The sequence below is a fragment of the Thaumasiovibrio clandestinus genome (genome assembly GCF_047250365.1).
Classification (GTDB): domain Bacteria; phylum Pseudomonadota; class Gammaproteobacteria; order Enterobacterales; family Vibrionaceae; genus Thaumasiovibrio.
Map to the genome: position 1 here is coordinate 228,148 of NZ_JBLBVL010000004.1, position 14,930 is coordinate 243,077.

Here is a 14,930-nt window from a genome sequence, read left to right on the forward strand (position 1 = left end):
ATGTGAAAGAGGCGATTATGCCTTATTGTTGCGCATCATGACTATTGGCTAGCTACCCGCGACATTGAGTGAAGAAAAACGAATGTCTGGACTATAAAAACTGCCGCCATCAGCACGATGTTGATCGATGCCTATAGCGTCAATCTCCTTCAACATCTGATAGAAGTTTCCAGCAATGGTAATCCCCTTAATCGGCTGCATGAGGTCTCCGTCTTGGTATAGAAATCCAGCGCAACCAAACGAGAAGTCGCCACTAATGGCATCAGCGCCTGAATGGACACCTTGCAAGTCCACGATGTAAAGATAGCGCCCACTTTGTAATTCAGATACTGATTGGTGACCCGCAGAAATAACAGTGTGTCGACTGCCTACACTCAAGCGACTTTTTGGTCCTCTAGCACCATTACCTGTCGACTCGACACCAAAGTGTTTTGCCGTACGGGTGTTATGCAGTAAGGATTGAAGCTCGCCATCAACAATCAGTGGGGTTGTTTGTGCACGAAGCCCTTCACCATCAAAGGCTTTAATTGCGAGCCCTTGCTCGATACTGTCAACATCCGATAATGAGAGCAGCGTGGATGCAGTGTGTTGCCCCACCTTGTTTCGCCAAGGGTTTGTCTCTTTACGCGCCGCTTCACCTGAAAAGCAGAGTGAAAATGCGGAAAAGACTTCAGCAAGGCAGTTAGTGTCAAAAACAACCGAATATTTACTGGTCGTTAGTGGCTTGCCTTCTAACAATGCATTGGCTTGTTCGATGGCATCTGCGGCGCAAGTTTGCGGATGCAAATCTGAAAATTGACGTCCTGTCATCGACTTTAGCGACATCGCTTTATCTGTATTATTTTCAACTAACGCTGACGTATAGCAAGAGAAAGTGCGTGCTTGGTGATGACATAGTGCACCAAGAGAATTGGCATAGATGATATTGGACTCATCATTGGTATATCCATTATATGGTGACTTTCCGTTCGCTTCTCTGACTGCGGATTCCAGCGAGAGGGCTAAGTCAATTTTCTCTGCTTCGGTGCTATTATCGGCAAGGAAAATTTCCGAATTTGGTGTGGTGATTTTGTCTGTTGCGACCAACGTTTCACCTAGCGCTTCTTCGGTATAGGGCATGCTCTCAAGTGCCATGTCAACCATTTGTTGAATGCTATCAGGTGATAACGATTCAGTATAACTCGTCGCGACTTTGCCATTTTTAAGTAGCCGTACACCAAGAGCGCTGGATGAGGTCACTTTATATTCGCTGAGTGCGCCATTTTCAGCTTTGAGTGAAAATTGCTTACGCTGATTAATAATGACATCGGCATCGCACTGTGCATTTGCAGCAGCTTGCAATGTTGAATCAATGGCAGATGCTAATTGTGGAGAAAGTGGAATTTTACTCATGCGTCATTGCCTCCGACTAAAATATTATCTACTTTCAGTGCAGGTTGACCGACTGTTGTCGGAACTGCGCCACTGACCGAGCCACACATACCTGCAGCCAACTCAAGGTCCTTACCCACCATGCTAATCTCTTTAAGCACCTGTGGTCCTGTAGAGATAAGGGTTGCCGATTTTAACGGGCGCGTCACTTTGCCGTTTTCAATCTGCCACGCCTCTTGTACTGCAAAGTTAAATTCGCCAGTGCCGGGTTGAACCGATCCTCCGCCCATTTTTACGGCATAGATGCCCTTGTCAATACTTGCGAGCATGTCGTTAAGTGTATCGGTGCCGGGCTCTATATAGGTATTGCGCATACGTGATGTTGGCGCAAAGCGATACGACTCTCGGCGGCCAGAACCTGTCGGGGAGTGCCCGGTTTTTAGTCCACCAAGATAATCCACCATAAAGTGGGTTAAGCGCCCATTTTCAATTAACTGGGTACGCTGCGTCGGCATACCTTCATCATCGATATTGATAGATCCCCATGCGTGGGGGATTGTCCCATCGTCTACGGCATTAACCACCGAGGAAGCGATCATTTCGCCCATCTGGTCGTGAAAAACGGAGGCTTTTTTGGCGACAGAAGTGGTTTCTAACAGGTGTCCGCATGCTTCATGAAAAATCACGCCACCAAAGCCGTTGCCGATAACTACTGGCATCTCTCCAGACGGGCAAGGAGCAGCATCAAGTTTGATTAATGCTTGCTTTGCTACCGCGTACCCCAGCGCTTTGGGGTCATGCATGTGATGGAATGCCCACCCATTGAGAGCCCCTGGCGCTTCATAGCCCATCGATTGTTCTTTACCATTGCTGGCGATCGCGGATGCTGCGATACGGGAATAATGACGTGTATCCGTGACATGTAAACCGAGCGAATTGTAGATCTCAATCTTTTGTTCACGTTGCAAGATTCTGCCTTGGAATTGAACAATTTTGCTATCTTCGTTGCGAGCGGCACTATCTAGTGCATTTAAATACGCCACTTTGCTGTCGGTTTGGGTGCCATGGCTAAGTGGCGTAGCAACAGTATGGCTATTTTTAATATTGGTACGGCTGAAATTGATCGCACCAGTGTGATCGCCACGTTTCTCATTTGCGGCTAAGGCAGAGACAATACGGATTAACTCTTCTTGCGATGTATCGTTGCTATAGCCGTATAACACTTTGAACCCAAAGAAGAGGCGAATTCCAATACCAAATTCGATACCACCATTGATACCTTCAATTTTAGACGCACTCATTTCGACACTGTGCGATTGATGGTGTTCGATAAACAATTCAGCGAAGTCGGCTCCCAGATAAAGAGCGTGATCAATAACTTCCTGTGCAATGCGTTTCTCTAGCATATGATCTCCTGACGACAGTGGTTAACTGAGCGGGGTAGTGAGACTAGCCAATAGATATTGTTCTAATTCGTCCCAAGGTAATGGCTGACGGTCAATAACTTCAACACGTGATTCAAATCCATCTAATGATAGCTCATTAACCGAAACAACTTGATTAACCACATTAAATGCGATGCAACCACGTTCTGTATTGATAACTGCCTTAACCCGTTGCGCTGATAGTTGGCTAAACAGTTGGAATATTTTTGAGAAATCGAACGTTAGCTCGTTGTCAAAAAACCAACCGCAGCTACGGTAACCCTGACCGCTGTTTTCTTTACGAATGTAACGTTCGCCGGGTGGTATCTCTAAGCCCGGAACTGGCGCTGTATCGTGATCGTGGTGGCTGCCAATATCGAGTTGCTTGGCGTCAAGTTTAAGCCGGTCCAACTTGAGCCTGCCTTGCTGGGTGAGCTCAATATGTTGGGTGTCACTGGTTATTTTAGACAGTCGCGACGTAAACTGCGCCAAGTCATCTGTCTGGCATAGGTCCGTTTTATTACCAACGATAACATCAGCAAGCGCAATTTGTGCCTTAAAATTATCATTCTCAGCAAAGAGCGGATCGGCAAGATTTCGAGGGTCAACCAAGGTAATCGTGGCGAATACTTCAATGTGTTGACTGTAGGCCTCTGAACGTAGCTTGCCCAATATTTTTTGAGGGTGGCCAAGTCCGGTCGGCTCTAGGATAATACGATCCGGTTTTTGCTCTATCAGTGCATTTAAGCCGACAGACATTGGAAGGCCGGCGACACAGCACATACAGCCGCCTGGCACTTCTTTAACTAACGCACCTTGTTCTGACAAAAATGCACCATCAATGCCGACCTGACCAAATTCGTTGACCAAGATAGCCCAGTACTCGTTGGCAGGTTTTTTATTGAGAAGATCTAAAATAGCGGTTGTTTTACCACTACCTAAAAATCCGCTGATAATATTTGTTGGAATTTTATGCATATTGGTTATTATTAGTGGGTCGATTGCAATATGCTACTCCAAAATGAAACAGTAATACATTATTAAGCTACATGGTTTCGCTATTGTTGGAAAATCAGAGTAGATTTCACAGTAAGACGTTGATAGAAGTAATAATAACAAAGTCAGCCTTAACAGTATTTTACTCGTAAGAAGTAAAATTAAACGCTTCTAAGCGCAAGGGAAATATTCTGTGTTCGCGTTAGCTGTACGAATACTATAACAATGATGATAATTAGCTAATGTAAAGGAGATATAGTGCTATGAAAAAGGCAATCGTCACAGGTGGTAGCGGTGGAATTGGAGAGATTGTAGTTGAGTTGCTAGCTCATCAAGGCTACAAGGTGGTTGATCTTTCTTTTCCTGAGGTTGACGTTACCGATTCACAAAGTGTGGCTCAAGCACTTGAAGGGCATGAAGACGCTAGTGTTTTGGTATGCTGTGCCGGTATTCAAGTGAGTAAGCCTATTCACGTGATGGATGTTGATGAATTTGATCGTGTGATAAAGGTCAACCTTAATGGAACCTTTAATGTAATTCATTACATGATGCCACACTTTAGAGAGAATGGAATTGGGCGTATTGTCACTATTTCTTCTGTTATGGGACGAAAAGGTGAACGTGGTCTCTCTGGTTACTGTGCGAGCAAGTGGGGCGTGCGTGGCTTGACCGAAGTCGTTGCAAAAGAGGGTGCTTCTAAAGGAATCAGCTGTGTTTCTATTGCACCAACGTTTGTAGATACCCCGATGATCCGCGAGTTAAGGGAGGATATACTCGAAGGTATTATTGAATCAATTCCTGCACGTCGACTATTACAGCCAAAAGAAGTTGCTGATGTCGTTATGTATGCCATTGATCATGGTATGGCGTGCAATGGTAAAACAATCCCTGTCGATTTAGGGCAGGTGATGGTGTAACGATGTAACACCCGAACTATAAGCTGACATAAGAACATTTTATGTCAGCTTTGTTATTTTTATATTTTCTGTTCAATACTTGCCCATTACACTTAAATTTTTTGTTTGCTAATTTGTCAATCTTTGATATTGATACAATACTGATTTGTTCGAGGTGGCAACGAGTAAGTGTTGTAGTATCGTTATTTCCCTTTTATTGTTTGAATCGATAGTAAACATGCCAAAAGTTGAAATGATTAAGCAGAAGCTGATGGACGATATAATTTCCGTCATTCGTAAACGTGTGCCTGAAGGGGCTGAAGTATCTGTTGAAGAAGTTGTCAGAGAGGGTGAGGGAATCAATATAAAAGTGTTGATCAATAACCAAGATAGCTCTTCAGATACATTACTGGTGTCATTAGGGTAAGCTGCAAATATAAACCTCAGGCTGGCTATGCTTGAGGTTACCTCACTACTTAATAATACACATAGTTACCAATGTGAAAACACGGATTTCCGGCAGCACGTAACCAGTCAATATAGACATTTCTCCATTGAGGGCAACCCTGGTTAAAGGGAGGAATGGAACCGCTTACTGACACATCTAACTCAGGGGCAAGAGTTTGCAGCGTACTTGCTGCCCTGATAGCGTGTAAAGGGTCAGAGAGGATTGAAACATCTTTTACGGCAAGCGATTTTAATAACGGCAAAGAAAATTGCATATTTTCAATGGTGTTTGTTGCGTAGGATTCGAGATAAAGGCGCTCTTTTTCAATGCCATGATCGACGAGAAAACGCTGCATTGCTTTAGCTTCACTAATTCCCGCCTTAGCTAACCCTCCCGTTAAAATAACGTGCGCGTTTTGTGTCTGTCTTAGAAACGGTAGCGCATTGGATAAGCGTGCTTTCAGTGGGTTTGAAATTTGACCGTTTTCTTGTAGCTTTATCCCAGGAATGATAAACGCTTCTGGACCGTTATTACAAGCGTGATGGCGAAAGCGGGTTTTGAGCTTTGTTGCGGTATTCTTTAGCTCAGGCAAAGTAGGGAATGTTTGTTGATCAAGATAAAAGCGCCATACTTCCACTGCTCGACTAGCTAACAGGTGATGTGATTTAAAGCGCAATGCGTTATAGAACTCGATGAGCGCATCCTGCGGTTGATTGAGCATTGTTAGCACATGGCCTTTTGTTAAAAAGTACTCTCCATTTCTGCTATTAGAGGTGCATAGACTAAGCCAATGCAGTGCCGCTGATAAATTGCAGTGGCGTCGATTGGCAATCATGACGGAATGGCGATTGTTGCTGCTAAAAGCCATATGGCTCAATTCGATAATTTCAGCGTCAGATATGCGCACAGGGTATCATTAGTAACAAAAAAGTAGGGATAATTAAACTTGTTACCATACTAACAAAGGCATAGCAATTGTTGTTTGCATCTTTGTATTGATAGATCTGTTAATTTTGTTAGTCTAGTCCAAAAATAAAATACAAGAATAAAGGCTAGCGTGTGCAACGAATAGACTCTCTGAAAGAGCTAGGCGGTATCGTCATGCATATGATAGATGCGCAAATAGTGATGAATACGACAAATGAAGCGATTGATGAGTTAAGTATCCATCTGCTTTCATTATTGTTGAAGTGCCATAACATCGATCACTTTAAGATAGAGGTTGATTTATTGCTAAGTAAATTTCTACGTGAAGGTGCGAAGCGCAAGAGGTTATATCGTGTTTTCGTTATAATATTGTCGGAGAAATTGATTTCATATCGATATCGATTAGATAAAAACAGTCTACTATCTAAATCATCACATTAGCGTAACATGGTTGTTTGCTAGATCTGTTTGATAGAATAGTGCAGCTAAGCAACATCACGTCACGCTGCACTATGGTCTACAGCTAGTGGGTGAGCATACTGTATAGCTGGTCTTTTAGCTGTGCTCGGTGTTTTTTCATTTGATTAAATGCCGTGTCTGAAATGGGGAGGTCATTTAATTCTAATACCCTTATCTGCTTATCCAAACTGTCGTATTCATCGGACATTTTTTTGAAATCTGCGTTTTGCTGCTTTAAATTAGATATTCGACCTTCAAGGTTGGGAAACTCATGAAGCAAGTCGTGTTTCTCTCCGAGCATAATTACCCCTCTTCATTTATGTGACATACTCAGACCAGTATAGTTGCCAACTATCATGAATCAAGGTCGATGGCAATACACTGATGTAATAAAGTTTTTTGATAACTGTCAATTTACCGTTGCACTCTGCGGTTAATAACGATAATGTTGTCTGACACAACTTGAGCACGATAGCTCGAAATACAGGATGTAATACAGGAACATACAATGCATCAGACAGATGACGTACGCATTAAAGAGATAAAACAACTTCTTCCTCCAGTCGCAATTATTGAACGTTTTCCAGCGTCGGAAAATGCGGTAGAGACGGTGTATCAATCACGTAAGTCAATTCACAACATTTTAAATGATGAAGATGATCGATTGCTTGTCGTTATCGGTCCTTGCTCTATTCATGATCCAGTTGCGGCTATTGAGTATGGAAACAAGTTAAAAGCACTGCGTGATGAGCTTTCAGGCAACCTAGAAATTGTTATGCGGGTTTATTTCGAAAAACCCCGTACGACCGTTGGCTGGAAAGGGTTGATTAATGACCCGTATATGGATAATAGTTTTCAGTTGAATGATGGCCTTAGACTTGGGCGCAAGTTACTTTCAGAGTTAACCGATATGGGCTTACCCACGGCGACAGAGTTTCTTGATATGATCTCGCCACAATATACGGGAGACTTAATTAGTTGGGGTGCGATTGGTGCTCGTACAACAGAATCTCAGGTTCACCGTGAGCTGGCTTCGGGCCTATCTTGTCCGGTGGGCTTCAAAAACGGTACCGATGGAAACATCAAAATTGCCACGGATGCGATTGGGTCAGCCAGTGCGCCACACCACTTCTTGTCAGTTACAAAGTATGGCCACTCAGCGATTGTCTCTACGTCTGGAAATGAAGACTGTCATCTTATCTTGCGTGGCGGCAAAGAACCCAACTACTCGGCGGTGCATGTTAATGCCATCTCTGAACAGTTGGTAGCAGCAGGCCTAAGAAATAAAGTGATGATCGATTTTAGTCATGCCAATAGTGAGAAACAATATCAGCGTCAGCTTGCTGTTTGTGAAGACGTTTGCGAACAGGTGGCTGAGGGTAACCACGCTATTTTCGGTGTAATGATTGAAAGCCATCTGGTAGAAGGCCGCCAAGATATTGTTGATGGTAACGTCGCTACTTACGGACAGAGCATTACTGATGCATGCATTGGCTGGGACGATACAGCGTTAGTCTTACGTCAATTATCAACGGCTGTTGAAAAGCGTCGAAATAACAAATAACGGCTGTTTATTAAGTTAATACAAAAGCGCCTTGCTATATATAGCAGGGCGTTTTTGATCTGAGAGTTGATAACTGTTTATGGCATGCAGTGAGAATGAATTATGCTATATGTCAGTTACGCCAATGTTAATAATTGTGTTGAATTTCCCTCCGGGAATGTTATCTTCAATGGTGGTGAGCATGGTTGCATAGTATTGATTAGAAAACGCATACTGGCTGCATATAAAGAATAATCATTAATTCAAGGAGAAGGTTAGGTATGTCTGGTGTCCTAGGGATGATACTTGCTGGTGGGGAAGGTTCCCGTTTACGTCCTTTAACAGAGTCGCGCAGTAAACCTGCCGTACCATTTGGCGGAAGCTATAGGCTGATTGATTTTGCACTCAACAACTTTGTAAATGCTGACTTAATGCGAATTTATGTATTAACACAGTTTAAATCACAGTCATTATATTTACATATGAAAAAGGGTTGGAATTTATCGGGTATCACAGATCGGTTTATTGACCCTATTCCAGCACAGATGAGAAAAGGGAAGCGCTGGTATGATGGAACGGCAGATGCTATTCATCAGAACTTGCGTTTCATCGAGTTATCAAATCCTGATCAAGTGGCAATCTTTGGTAGTGACCATATCTATAAGATGGATGTAGGTCAGATGATTAATTATCATAAAGCCATGAAAGCAGAACTGACGGTATCCGCCATCCGTATGCCACTTCATGAAGCGAGTGCATTCGGGGTAATTGAAGTTGATGCGACAGGAAAAATGATTGGTTTTGAAGAAAAACCAGACAATCCTAAGTGCATTCCAGGCGAGCCAGACTTTGCTTTGGTATCAATGGGTAATTATATCTTTGAAGCGGAAGCGCTTTACCGTGAACTAGAGCGTGATGCGGAAGACGAAAACTCTAGCCACGATTTTGGTAAAGATATTATTCCTTATATGTACCCCCAAGGCCTTGTTTATGTGTATGACTATAGTCAAAACACCATTGCTGGTGAGCCGGGTGAGGTTTATTGGCGAGATGTAGGAACCATTGATGCTTACTGGCAAGCACATATGGATTTATTAGCCGAAAACCCACCATTTAGCTTGTATAATCGTAACTGGCCATTGCACACCCACTATCCAGCGTTACCGCCTGCTACATTTGTAGACGCAAATAACGATAAAGTTTCAGTGGTCAATAGCCTCGTTTCGGCAGGGAGCTTTATCCGCGGAGCCAAAATCCACAAGAGTGTGCTTGGCTTTCGCTCCAATATCGCCCATGGTTCATATTTAAGTGAGTGTGTGCTATTGGGAGATACGAAGATTGGAGAGAACTGCTCGATCCGTCGTGCAATCATTGACAAAGATGTTGAGATAGCGGCTGGTACAGTGATTGGTGAAGACATTGAAGCAGATCGCCGTCGTTTTCATGTTTCTGATGATGGCATCGTAGTTATTAGTAAAAATGCCAAGGTAGGTTATGACGAGTAAATCTTCATTGAGACTATTATTTGTTTCATCAGAAGTTGAAGGGTTATTAAAAACAGGTGGCTTGGCAGATGTGGCCAAGTCGCTTCCTGAATCGCTTCTTAAGCTTGGGTATAATGTAAAGGTGATTATGCCCTTTTATAGACAACTGAAGGAGAGAGAAAAAACCTTAGTTTGCTCTAAGGTACTGAGTGTAAAGGATCAAGCTTACTCGGTTGAGTATAAGGTTTACCATATTCAGGTGGGACATTTGTCAGTGTATGCCATTGATGCACCGCACTACTTTGATCGTGAAGCGCCTTATGCAGTGAATAATCAGGCATACCCTGATAACGGAGAGCGATTTGCGTTTTTTGATGCTGCGGTACTTGACTGTCTACCAGAGATTGGTTTTCAGCCAGACTTGATTCACTGCAATGATTGGCAAGCGGGCTTAGTGCCTTTTTTATTGAAAACGCGTTATTCGCATAGTGATTTTTACGCGAAAACCAAATCGGTTATTACCATCCATAACGCGATTTTTCGTGGTGAATTTGACTATTCGCAGTTCAGTTTGCTGCCAGAGTTAACGCAGTGCCATTACCCACAAATCGAGTCAGGGTGTCACTCTATCAGTATGTTGCGAGCGGGTATTGCATTTGCAGATAAGGTAAATGCAGTCAGCCCCAACTACGCGAAGGAGCTATTAACGCCATTAGGTGCGCATGGGTTACATGAAGATTTCCTGCGGCGCCAACATGATTTGTACGGCATTTTGAACGGTTGCGACTATGGCAGTTGGAACCCAGAATCTGATACTCTAATCGCGGCGAATTATGGTCGCAGTGAGAGGGAGTTGGCGCAGGGTAAATTGCAATGCAAAGCAGACTTACAGCGAACCGTTGACTTACCCGAAAAAGACGTGGCTTTATATGGAATGGTCTGCCGTCTGACTAACCAGAAAGGAATACAATATCTGATACCAATCTTAGAACGTTTTTTGGTGAATAACGTTCAAGTTGTGCTGGTTGGTACCGGAGATCCTGTTTTGGCTGCAGAGTTGCGAGAGATTGCCCAACGCCACTCGGATAAAATGCGTTTTGTTGAGGCGTATGACAATACGCTTGCACATAAGGTAGAAGCGGGTTCCGATTTCTTCCTGATGCCCTCAGAGTTTGAGCCATGCGGATTAAATCAGATTTATAGCCTAGCTTACGGTACGCTACCTATCGTAAGGGCGGTAGGTGGTTTGGTTGATACTGTGGTTGACTATGACAGTGATCCGCAAAAAGCGACTGGCTTTGTATTTACAGAGCCGAAGGCTCTCGATTTGTTATGCATATTACAGCGTAGTTTGATTGTATACTTGCAGGCACCTGCTGAATTTACTCGTGTGCAGCAAAACGCCATGGCAAAACGTTTTGAATGGCAAGAGAGTGCCATTGAATACATTGATATGTATAGCGATGCACTTGGCTTTTGTGTGAAGACACACCAAACGGACGTTTGTTTGTAGTATCTCTTTACTCTTCAAGCATAAAAAAGGAGGCAATCAAGCCTCCTTTCTTATCTATGCTCGCGATTAAGATTCAAAAATGGTTCTAATTTCGCGCTTCATATTTGGTTTTAAACGTGCTTTTTTGATCTGTTTAATCAGATCTTTAATGGCTGTATGTAAGACGTTGTCTAGTAGTTGTGCTTTATATTGCTCTTGCTCTTCGCCTGTCATGGTATCTGGCATTTCCATATTGCGAACTTGCTCCATGAAATCGAGACCAGAGTAGCTTTGGCTGACCGCTACAAGCGCATGAAATTGTTCGAAGTTATCTAATACATTTTGAGCGCTAGCAGGCATGCTATTCCAAGCTTCATACACTGCTTCTTCAGATGCTTGATAAACGCCAAGAACCATCGGTAACATTTCTTCTGGCACACTTTCAAACTTAATTACTTGTCGAAGCTCCGGAGATGCTTCTTCTAGAGTAATTGTTTGCATTTCTGCCGCTGGCATTTGTTCAGACATGTGACGTTCCTAAATAGAGGTATTTCTGACAATCCTAGTTTTTCGTTATAAAAAGTCAACAGTTAGTGCAATAGCATTATGTTAAGGGTGTGTTTTTTAAATAAATTTATAGTGGTCGGCTATAGTTGTGCTATAACTTTTATAGGGGAGCGGTTTCATAAGGGCGTGGCATGATAGCAATGAGGATTCTGTTAGTTGATGATGTTCATATTGAACGCATGCAGTTGTCTATGCGCTTGGAGCGCTTAGGGCATCTTGTAGATATGGCATCTTGTGGCGAGGAGGCGATTGAAAAATATAGAAAATTTAGTCCTGATCTGGTGCTTTTGGATGTAAGCATGCCAGACATGAGTGGCACTGAAGTAGCGGCAAAGTTGCGGCAGATGTACGCGGAGTGGGTGCCTATTATTTTTTTAAGTGGGCATGACGAACCAGAAATGATCTCTAAAGCGATTGATATGGGTGGCGATGATTATTTAGTCAAACCTGTGAATCGTATCGTTTTACAAGCGAAGCTGAAAGCGATGCAACGCATTGCCAATATGCGTCATGCCTTAGCCGAAACAACCGAGAAGTTGGAACGGGCAAATTTACGCCTATCGAAGCAGGCGACAGAAGATGGCCTGACGGGGGTGGCGAATCGGCGCTATTTAGATAGTCGCTTGCAAGAGGCGATTGCTTTGCATGGTCGTAGCGGTAATCCATTGACAGTGCTGATGGTGGATGTCGACCACTTTAAGGCTTATAACGATAATTATGGTCATCTCGAGGGAGATAAGTGTTTAAAAAACATCGCCCACGCCCTCCAGGCACAGTTTTCTCGTGGTGGGGAAGTGGTAGGTCGTTACGGTGGAGAAGAGTTTGTTGTTGTGTTGAGCAATTGCGATCGTAGTATGGCGTTAGATCACTGCCAGAGACTAAAAGAAACGATTACCGAATTAGGCATACCTCATCACTTTTCCTCTACTGCAGAGATTATTACCGTGAGTCAAGGCATGTTGTCATGGATCCCAACAGGGTTAGAAACATTAGATAACATTTACGGCTTGGTTGATAAATACCTTTATAAAGCGAAAGCACAAGGGCGAGATCAATTCGTTGCTGCAGATTTTTAGATAGCTTGTTTGGTATAAATACGCTATCGCAGCGTTGGTTGGAATGTGAAAAATAGACTGGGTTGGGATATTAAAGCAACGATCAGTACATCAAGCTATTGTCGGCTGAAGAGGTAGTTGATACTCTGCTGTTATTACGTCAAAAGATGAGTGTATTATGGATATTGCGCTGACCCCGGTAGAAGCTAGAGTCATTGGTTGCTTGTTAGAAAAAGAAGTAACTACCCCTGATCTATACCCCTTAACGTTAAATGCATTAACCAATGCATGCAACCAGAAGAGTAATCGAGAGCCAGTGATGCAGCTGTCCGATGCTGAAGTGATGGATAGCTTGCAAGCCTTAAAAGCTAAGCGTCTTATTAGTGACGATGAAGCCTTTGGTGGTCGTTCGATAAAATATAAGCACCGTTTTTGTAATACAGAATTTGGCTCTTTGAAATTGACTGAGCAGCAGTTCGGTATTGTTTGTGCGTTATTGTTGCGTGGCGCACAAACTCCAGGAGAACTGCGGACACGAACAAACCGTCTGTGTACGTTTGAAGACGTTAAGCAGGTCGAGAAGGTGCTTGATACCCTTTCAGCCCATGAAACGGGCACCTTGGTGGTGAAATTGCCACGTGAAGCTGGTAAGCGTGAATCCCGCTATATGCATCAATTTTGTGGTGACGTAGACGTCAGTGCGGTGGCGGTTGAACCATCGACAAGCCAGACAAGTAATAACCGTGTGGCAGAGCTTGAGTCAGAGGTGGCGGAATTGCGCCAGCGCATTAAAGCACTCGAAGATAAGTTAGACAGTTTGATATGACCGAGGTCGTCATCAAAGAAAGCCCACCAACATGGTGGGTTTATTTTATTGCGACAAACACAAATACACTTTATTGCGGGATCACCAATGATGTGAGTCGTCGCTTTCATCAGCACCAGCAGGGGAAGGGGGCGAAGTATCTAAGAGGAAAGCAACCGCTCAGTTTAAAGTGGACCCTTGAAGTGCCAAATAAGCAAATTGCAGGAAGAGTCGAGTATCGGTTAAAACGCCTTAATCGTAAAACCAAATGTCAGATCATAGCGACCATCGGGTCATATGAGCAGCTAATACAGACTTTTCCTGACTGGATCACAAATTAGTATAAAGAGAAATAACATGGCACTAAAAGCCACTATTTACAAAGCCGCCATAAACTTGGCAAACATGGATGAGCATATTTACTTGGACCAGACATTAACCTTGGCCCAGCATCCATCAGAAACACAACAGCGTATGATGTTGCGCGTATTGGCATGGGTAATGTATGCCAATGAGCGGCTTCATTTTAGTAAGGGCTTGTGTGATGAGAGTGAACCTGCCTTGTGGCAAAAGAGCTATGCCGATGAAATAGAGGTTTGGATTGAGCTAGGCTTACCCGATGAAAAACGCTTGAAGCGTGCATCGCAACGTTCACAACAAGCGGTATTATTTGCTTATGGTGATGATTCATTCGGTCCGTGGTGGAAATCACAACAGCCTAAATTGTATTCGTTTGAAAACCTAGCTATTTACCATGTTTCTGATGCCATTATGGCGGTATTAGAACAATGTTGTGAGCGCACCATGAACCTGCAATTTTTAATTCAAGATGGACAAATCTGGTTAAATGCGGGTGAGTTAAGCGTAGATATTACCCCAGAGAAAATGCAGTAAGTAGACTTAGCTAGAGTAAGTTAACATCGTTTACAGAAAAGCAAGGTGAGCACATCACCTTGTTTTTTAGTTATTATCACCCTAGCTGGGTATTTCTTATTGGCTGCAAGCGTATTGGAATGTAATGATAAGCACTGCAGAAGAGATTGTTTTTAAGGCTTGTAAAAGCGACTGTCATTGAAGACATCACGCTCTCTTGGGTCATTGGCTAAGAACATCCAAATCTCTTTCATTGTCTGCTCAAAAAACGCATCTTCAATGACCACCAGTGAACAGTGTTCACCGTACTGGCTCGCATGAACTTCTAGTGCGTCGATGCCAATACTATCGATATCACTAATATCAAAGAACACCAATTTTTTGTCTTTCTTTGGCGTGATATCAGAAGGCAAAATGCCTTTGCCCAACACTGAGAAATCCAGTTCCACTTCAAGCCCTGTGCGATTCTGCTTTAGTTCATAGGTGTTATCAGATTGAGATACGACACTGTAATTTAGTTCGTCTAAATAATTTAGGGCAGTTTGTTTTTGTGTATGCATTGATATCTAAAATTAAAATTATCATTAGGA

At 43.2% G+C, this 14,930-nt stretch carries 17 protein-coding genes; 10 read left to right on the forward strand and 7 right to left on the reverse strand.

Going from position 1 to position 14,930, the window contains the following annotated elements; genetic code table 11:
- Window positions 1-48: 48 nt before the first annotated feature.
- Genes ACKLNH_RS08620 through ACKLNH_RS08630 form a run of 3 tightly spaced genes read right to left on the reverse strand, consistent with a single transcriptional unit; the run spans window position 49 to window position 3,773 of the window.
- Window positions 49-1,392 (reverse strand): TldD/PmbA family protein, encoded by a 1,344-nt coding sequence (locus ACKLNH_RS08620; protein WP_413111855.1) that lies wholly within the window; start codon window positions 1,390-1,392, stop codon window positions 49-51.
- Complete coding sequence (locus ACKLNH_RS08625; RefSeq protein WP_413111856.1) at window positions 1,389-2,777, reverse strand: TldD/PmbA family protein; 1,389 nt, start codon at window positions 2,775-2,777, stop codon at window positions 1,389-1,391. Before ACKLNH_RS08625 ends, ACKLNH_RS08620 begins: the two co-directional genes overlap by 4 nt.
- 21 nt (window positions 2,778-2,798) lie before the next feature.
- On the reverse strand, window positions 2,799-3,773 hold the full coding sequence (locus ACKLNH_RS08630) for a CobW family GTP-binding protein (protein ID WP_413111857.1): 975 nt from the start codon (window positions 3,771-3,773) through the stop codon (window positions 2,799-2,801).
- Window positions 3,774-4,054: 281 nt separating this feature from the next.
- Between ACKLNH_RS08630 and ACKLNH_RS08635 the strand changes: the two genes are divergently transcribed.
- On the forward strand, window positions 4,055-4,708 hold the full coding sequence (locus ACKLNH_RS08635) for an SDR family oxidoreductase (RefSeq protein ID WP_413111858.1): 654 nt from the start codon (window positions 4,055-4,057) through the stop codon (window positions 4,706-4,708).
- Between the two features lie 250 nt (window positions 4,709-4,958).
- Window positions 4,959-5,114 (forward strand): hypothetical protein, encoded by a 156-nt coding sequence (locus tag ACKLNH_RS08640; RefSeq protein ID WP_413111859.1) that lies wholly within the window; start codon window positions 4,959-4,961, stop codon window positions 5,112-5,114.
- A gap of 49 nt (window positions 5,115-5,163) precedes the next feature.
- Here the strand turns inward: ACKLNH_RS08640 and ACKLNH_RS08645 are convergent, their stop codons facing one another.
- A complete protein-coding gene (locus ACKLNH_RS08645) occupies window positions 5,164-6,042 on the reverse strand; it encodes a YdcF family protein (RefSeq protein ID WP_413111860.1) in 879 nt (292 codons plus the stop codon).
- A 152-nt stretch (window positions 6,043-6,194) separates the two neighbouring features.
- Here ACKLNH_RS08645 and ACKLNH_RS08650 point away from each other — a divergent pair, with 152 nt between their 5' ends.
- Window positions 6,195-6,503, forward strand: coding sequence for a hypothetical protein (locus ACKLNH_RS08650; RefSeq protein ID WP_413111861.1), 309 nt, complete (start codon window positions 6,195-6,197; stop codon window positions 6,501-6,503).
- An 82-nt stretch (window positions 6,504-6,585) separates the two neighbouring features.
- Here the strand turns inward: ACKLNH_RS08650 and ACKLNH_RS08655 are convergent, their stop codons facing one another.
- Window positions 6,586-6,822, reverse strand: a complete 237-nt coding sequence (locus tag ACKLNH_RS08655; RefSeq protein WP_413111862.1) for an HP1242/YdcH family protein — start codon at window positions 6,820-6,822, stop codon at window positions 6,586-6,588.
- Between the two features lie 207 nt (window positions 6,823-7,029).
- Here ACKLNH_RS08655 and aroG point away from each other — a divergent pair, with 207 nt between their 5' ends.
- The 3 genes from aroG to glgA all read left to right on the forward strand — a co-directional run bounded on the left by aroG (window position 7,030) and on the right by glgA (window position 11,061).
- Window positions 7,030-8,085, forward strand: a complete 1,056-nt coding sequence (gene aroG, locus ACKLNH_RS08660) for a 3-deoxy-7-phosphoheptulonate synthase AroG (RefSeq protein WP_413111863.1) — start codon at window positions 7,030-7,032, stop codon at window positions 8,083-8,085.
- Between the two features lie 260 nt (window positions 8,086-8,345).
- Window positions 8,346-9,569, forward strand: coding sequence for a glucose-1-phosphate adenylyltransferase (gene glgC, locus ACKLNH_RS08665; RefSeq protein WP_413111864.1), 1,224 nt, complete (start codon window positions 8,346-8,348; stop codon window positions 9,567-9,569).
- On the forward strand, window positions 9,559-11,061 hold the full coding sequence (gene glgA, locus ACKLNH_RS08670; protein ID WP_413111865.1) for a glycogen synthase GlgA: 1,503 nt from the start codon (window positions 9,559-9,561) through the stop codon (window positions 11,059-11,061). The genes glgC and glgA overlap by 11 nt, the downstream gene beginning before the upstream one ends.
- 66 nt (window positions 11,062-11,127) lie before the next feature.
- Here the strand turns inward: glgA and ACKLNH_RS08675 are convergent, their stop codons facing one another.
- Window positions 11,128-11,568, reverse strand: coding sequence for a DUF3069 domain-containing protein (locus ACKLNH_RS08675; RefSeq protein ID WP_413111866.1), 441 nt, complete (start codon window positions 11,566-11,568; stop codon window positions 11,128-11,130).
- A gap of 170 nt (window positions 11,569-11,738) precedes the next feature.
- Here ACKLNH_RS08675 and ACKLNH_RS08680 point away from each other — a divergent pair, with 170 nt between their 5' ends.
- The 4 genes from ACKLNH_RS08680 to ACKLNH_RS08695 all read left to right on the forward strand — a co-directional run bounded on the left by ACKLNH_RS08680 (window position 11,739) and on the right by ACKLNH_RS08695 (window position 14,361).
- Entirely contained in the window at window positions 11,739-12,683 is a 945-nt protein-coding gene (locus ACKLNH_RS08680) for a GGDEF domain-containing response regulator (protein ID WP_413111867.1), read from the forward strand.
- Window positions 12,684-12,840: 157 nt separating this feature from the next.
- Window positions 12,841-13,488, forward strand: a complete 648-nt coding sequence (locus ACKLNH_RS08685; RefSeq protein WP_413111868.1) for a YceH family protein — start codon at window positions 12,841-12,843, stop codon at window positions 13,486-13,488.
- The gene (locus ACKLNH_RS08690; RefSeq protein ID WP_413111869.1) at window positions 13,485-13,808 is read left to right on the forward strand and encodes a GIY-YIG nuclease family protein; all 324 of its coding nucleotides are present in this window, start codon (window positions 13,485-13,487) and stop codon (window positions 13,806-13,808) included. The genes ACKLNH_RS08685 and ACKLNH_RS08690 overlap by 4 nt, the downstream gene beginning before the upstream one ends.
- 16 nt (window positions 13,809-13,824) lie before the next feature.
- Entirely contained in the window at window positions 13,825-14,361 is a 537-nt protein-coding gene (locus ACKLNH_RS08695; RefSeq protein ID WP_413111870.1) for a YaeQ family protein, read from the forward strand.
- A 152-nt stretch (window positions 14,362-14,513) separates the two neighbouring features.
- On the opposite strand, the gene ACKLNH_RS08700 is transcribed toward ACKLNH_RS08695, so the two are convergent.
- Entirely contained in the window at window positions 14,514-14,900 is a 387-nt protein-coding gene (locus tag ACKLNH_RS08700) for a hypothetical protein (protein ID WP_413111871.1), read from the reverse strand.
- Window positions 14,901-14,930 lie beyond the last annotated feature (30 nt).

What these genes read in the sequence shown, in the direction of transcription:
- ACKLNH_RS08620 (WP_413111855.1), bottom strand. Translation starts at nt 1,392, where the DNA reads ATGAGTAAAATTCCACTTTCTCCACAATTAGCATCTGCCATTGATTCA.
- ACKLNH_RS08625 (WP_413111856.1), bottom strand. Translation starts at nt 2,777, where the DNA reads ATGCTAGAGAAACGCATTGCACAGGAAGTTATTGATCACGCTCTTTAT.
- ACKLNH_RS08630 (WP_413111857.1), bottom strand. Translation starts at nt 3,773, where the DNA reads ATGCATAAAATTCCAACAAATATTATCAGCGGATTTTTAGGTAGTGGT.
- ACKLNH_RS08635 (WP_413111858.1), top strand. Translation starts at nt 4,055, where the DNA reads ATGAAAAAGGCAATCGTCACAGGTGGTAGCGGTGGAATTGGAGAGATT.
- ACKLNH_RS08640 (WP_413111859.1), top strand. Translation starts at nt 4,959, where the DNA reads ATGGACGATATAATTTCCGTCATTCGTAAACGTGTGCCTGAAGGGGCT.
- ACKLNH_RS08655 (WP_413111862.1), bottom strand. Translation starts at nt 6,822, where the DNA reads ATGCTCGGAGAGAAACACGACTTGCTTCATGAGTTTCCCAACCTTGAA.
- aroG (WP_413111863.1), top strand. Translation starts at nt 7,030, where the DNA reads ATGCATCAGACAGATGACGTACGCATTAAAGAGATAAAACAACTTCTT.
- glgC (WP_413111864.1), top strand. Translation starts at nt 8,346, where the DNA reads ATGTCTGGTGTCCTAGGGATGATACTTGCTGGTGGGGAAGGTTCCCGT.
- glgA (WP_413111865.1), top strand. Translation starts at nt 9,559, where the DNA reads ATGACGAGTAAATCTTCATTGAGACTATTATTTGTTTCATCAGAAGTT.
- ACKLNH_RS08675 (WP_413111866.1), bottom strand. Translation starts at nt 11,568, where the DNA reads ATGTCTGAACAAATGCCAGCGGCAGAAATGCAAACAATTACTCTAGAA.
- ACKLNH_RS08680 (WP_413111867.1), top strand. Translation starts at nt 11,739, where the DNA reads ATGATAGCAATGAGGATTCTGTTAGTTGATGATGTTCATATTGAACGC.
- ACKLNH_RS08685 (WP_413111868.1), top strand. Translation starts at nt 12,841, where the DNA reads ATGGATATTGCGCTGACCCCGGTAGAAGCTAGAGTCATTGGTTGCTTG.
- ACKLNH_RS08690 (WP_413111869.1), top strand. Translation starts at nt 13,485, where the DNA reads ATGACCGAGGTCGTCATCAAAGAAAGCCCACCAACATGGTGGGTTTAT.
- ACKLNH_RS08695 (WP_413111870.1), top strand. Translation starts at nt 13,825, where the DNA reads ATGGCACTAAAAGCCACTATTTACAAAGCCGCCATAAACTTGGCAAAC.
- ACKLNH_RS08700 (WP_413111871.1), bottom strand. Translation starts at nt 14,900, where the DNA reads ATGCATACACAAAAACAAACTGCCCTAAATTATTTAGACGAACTAAAT.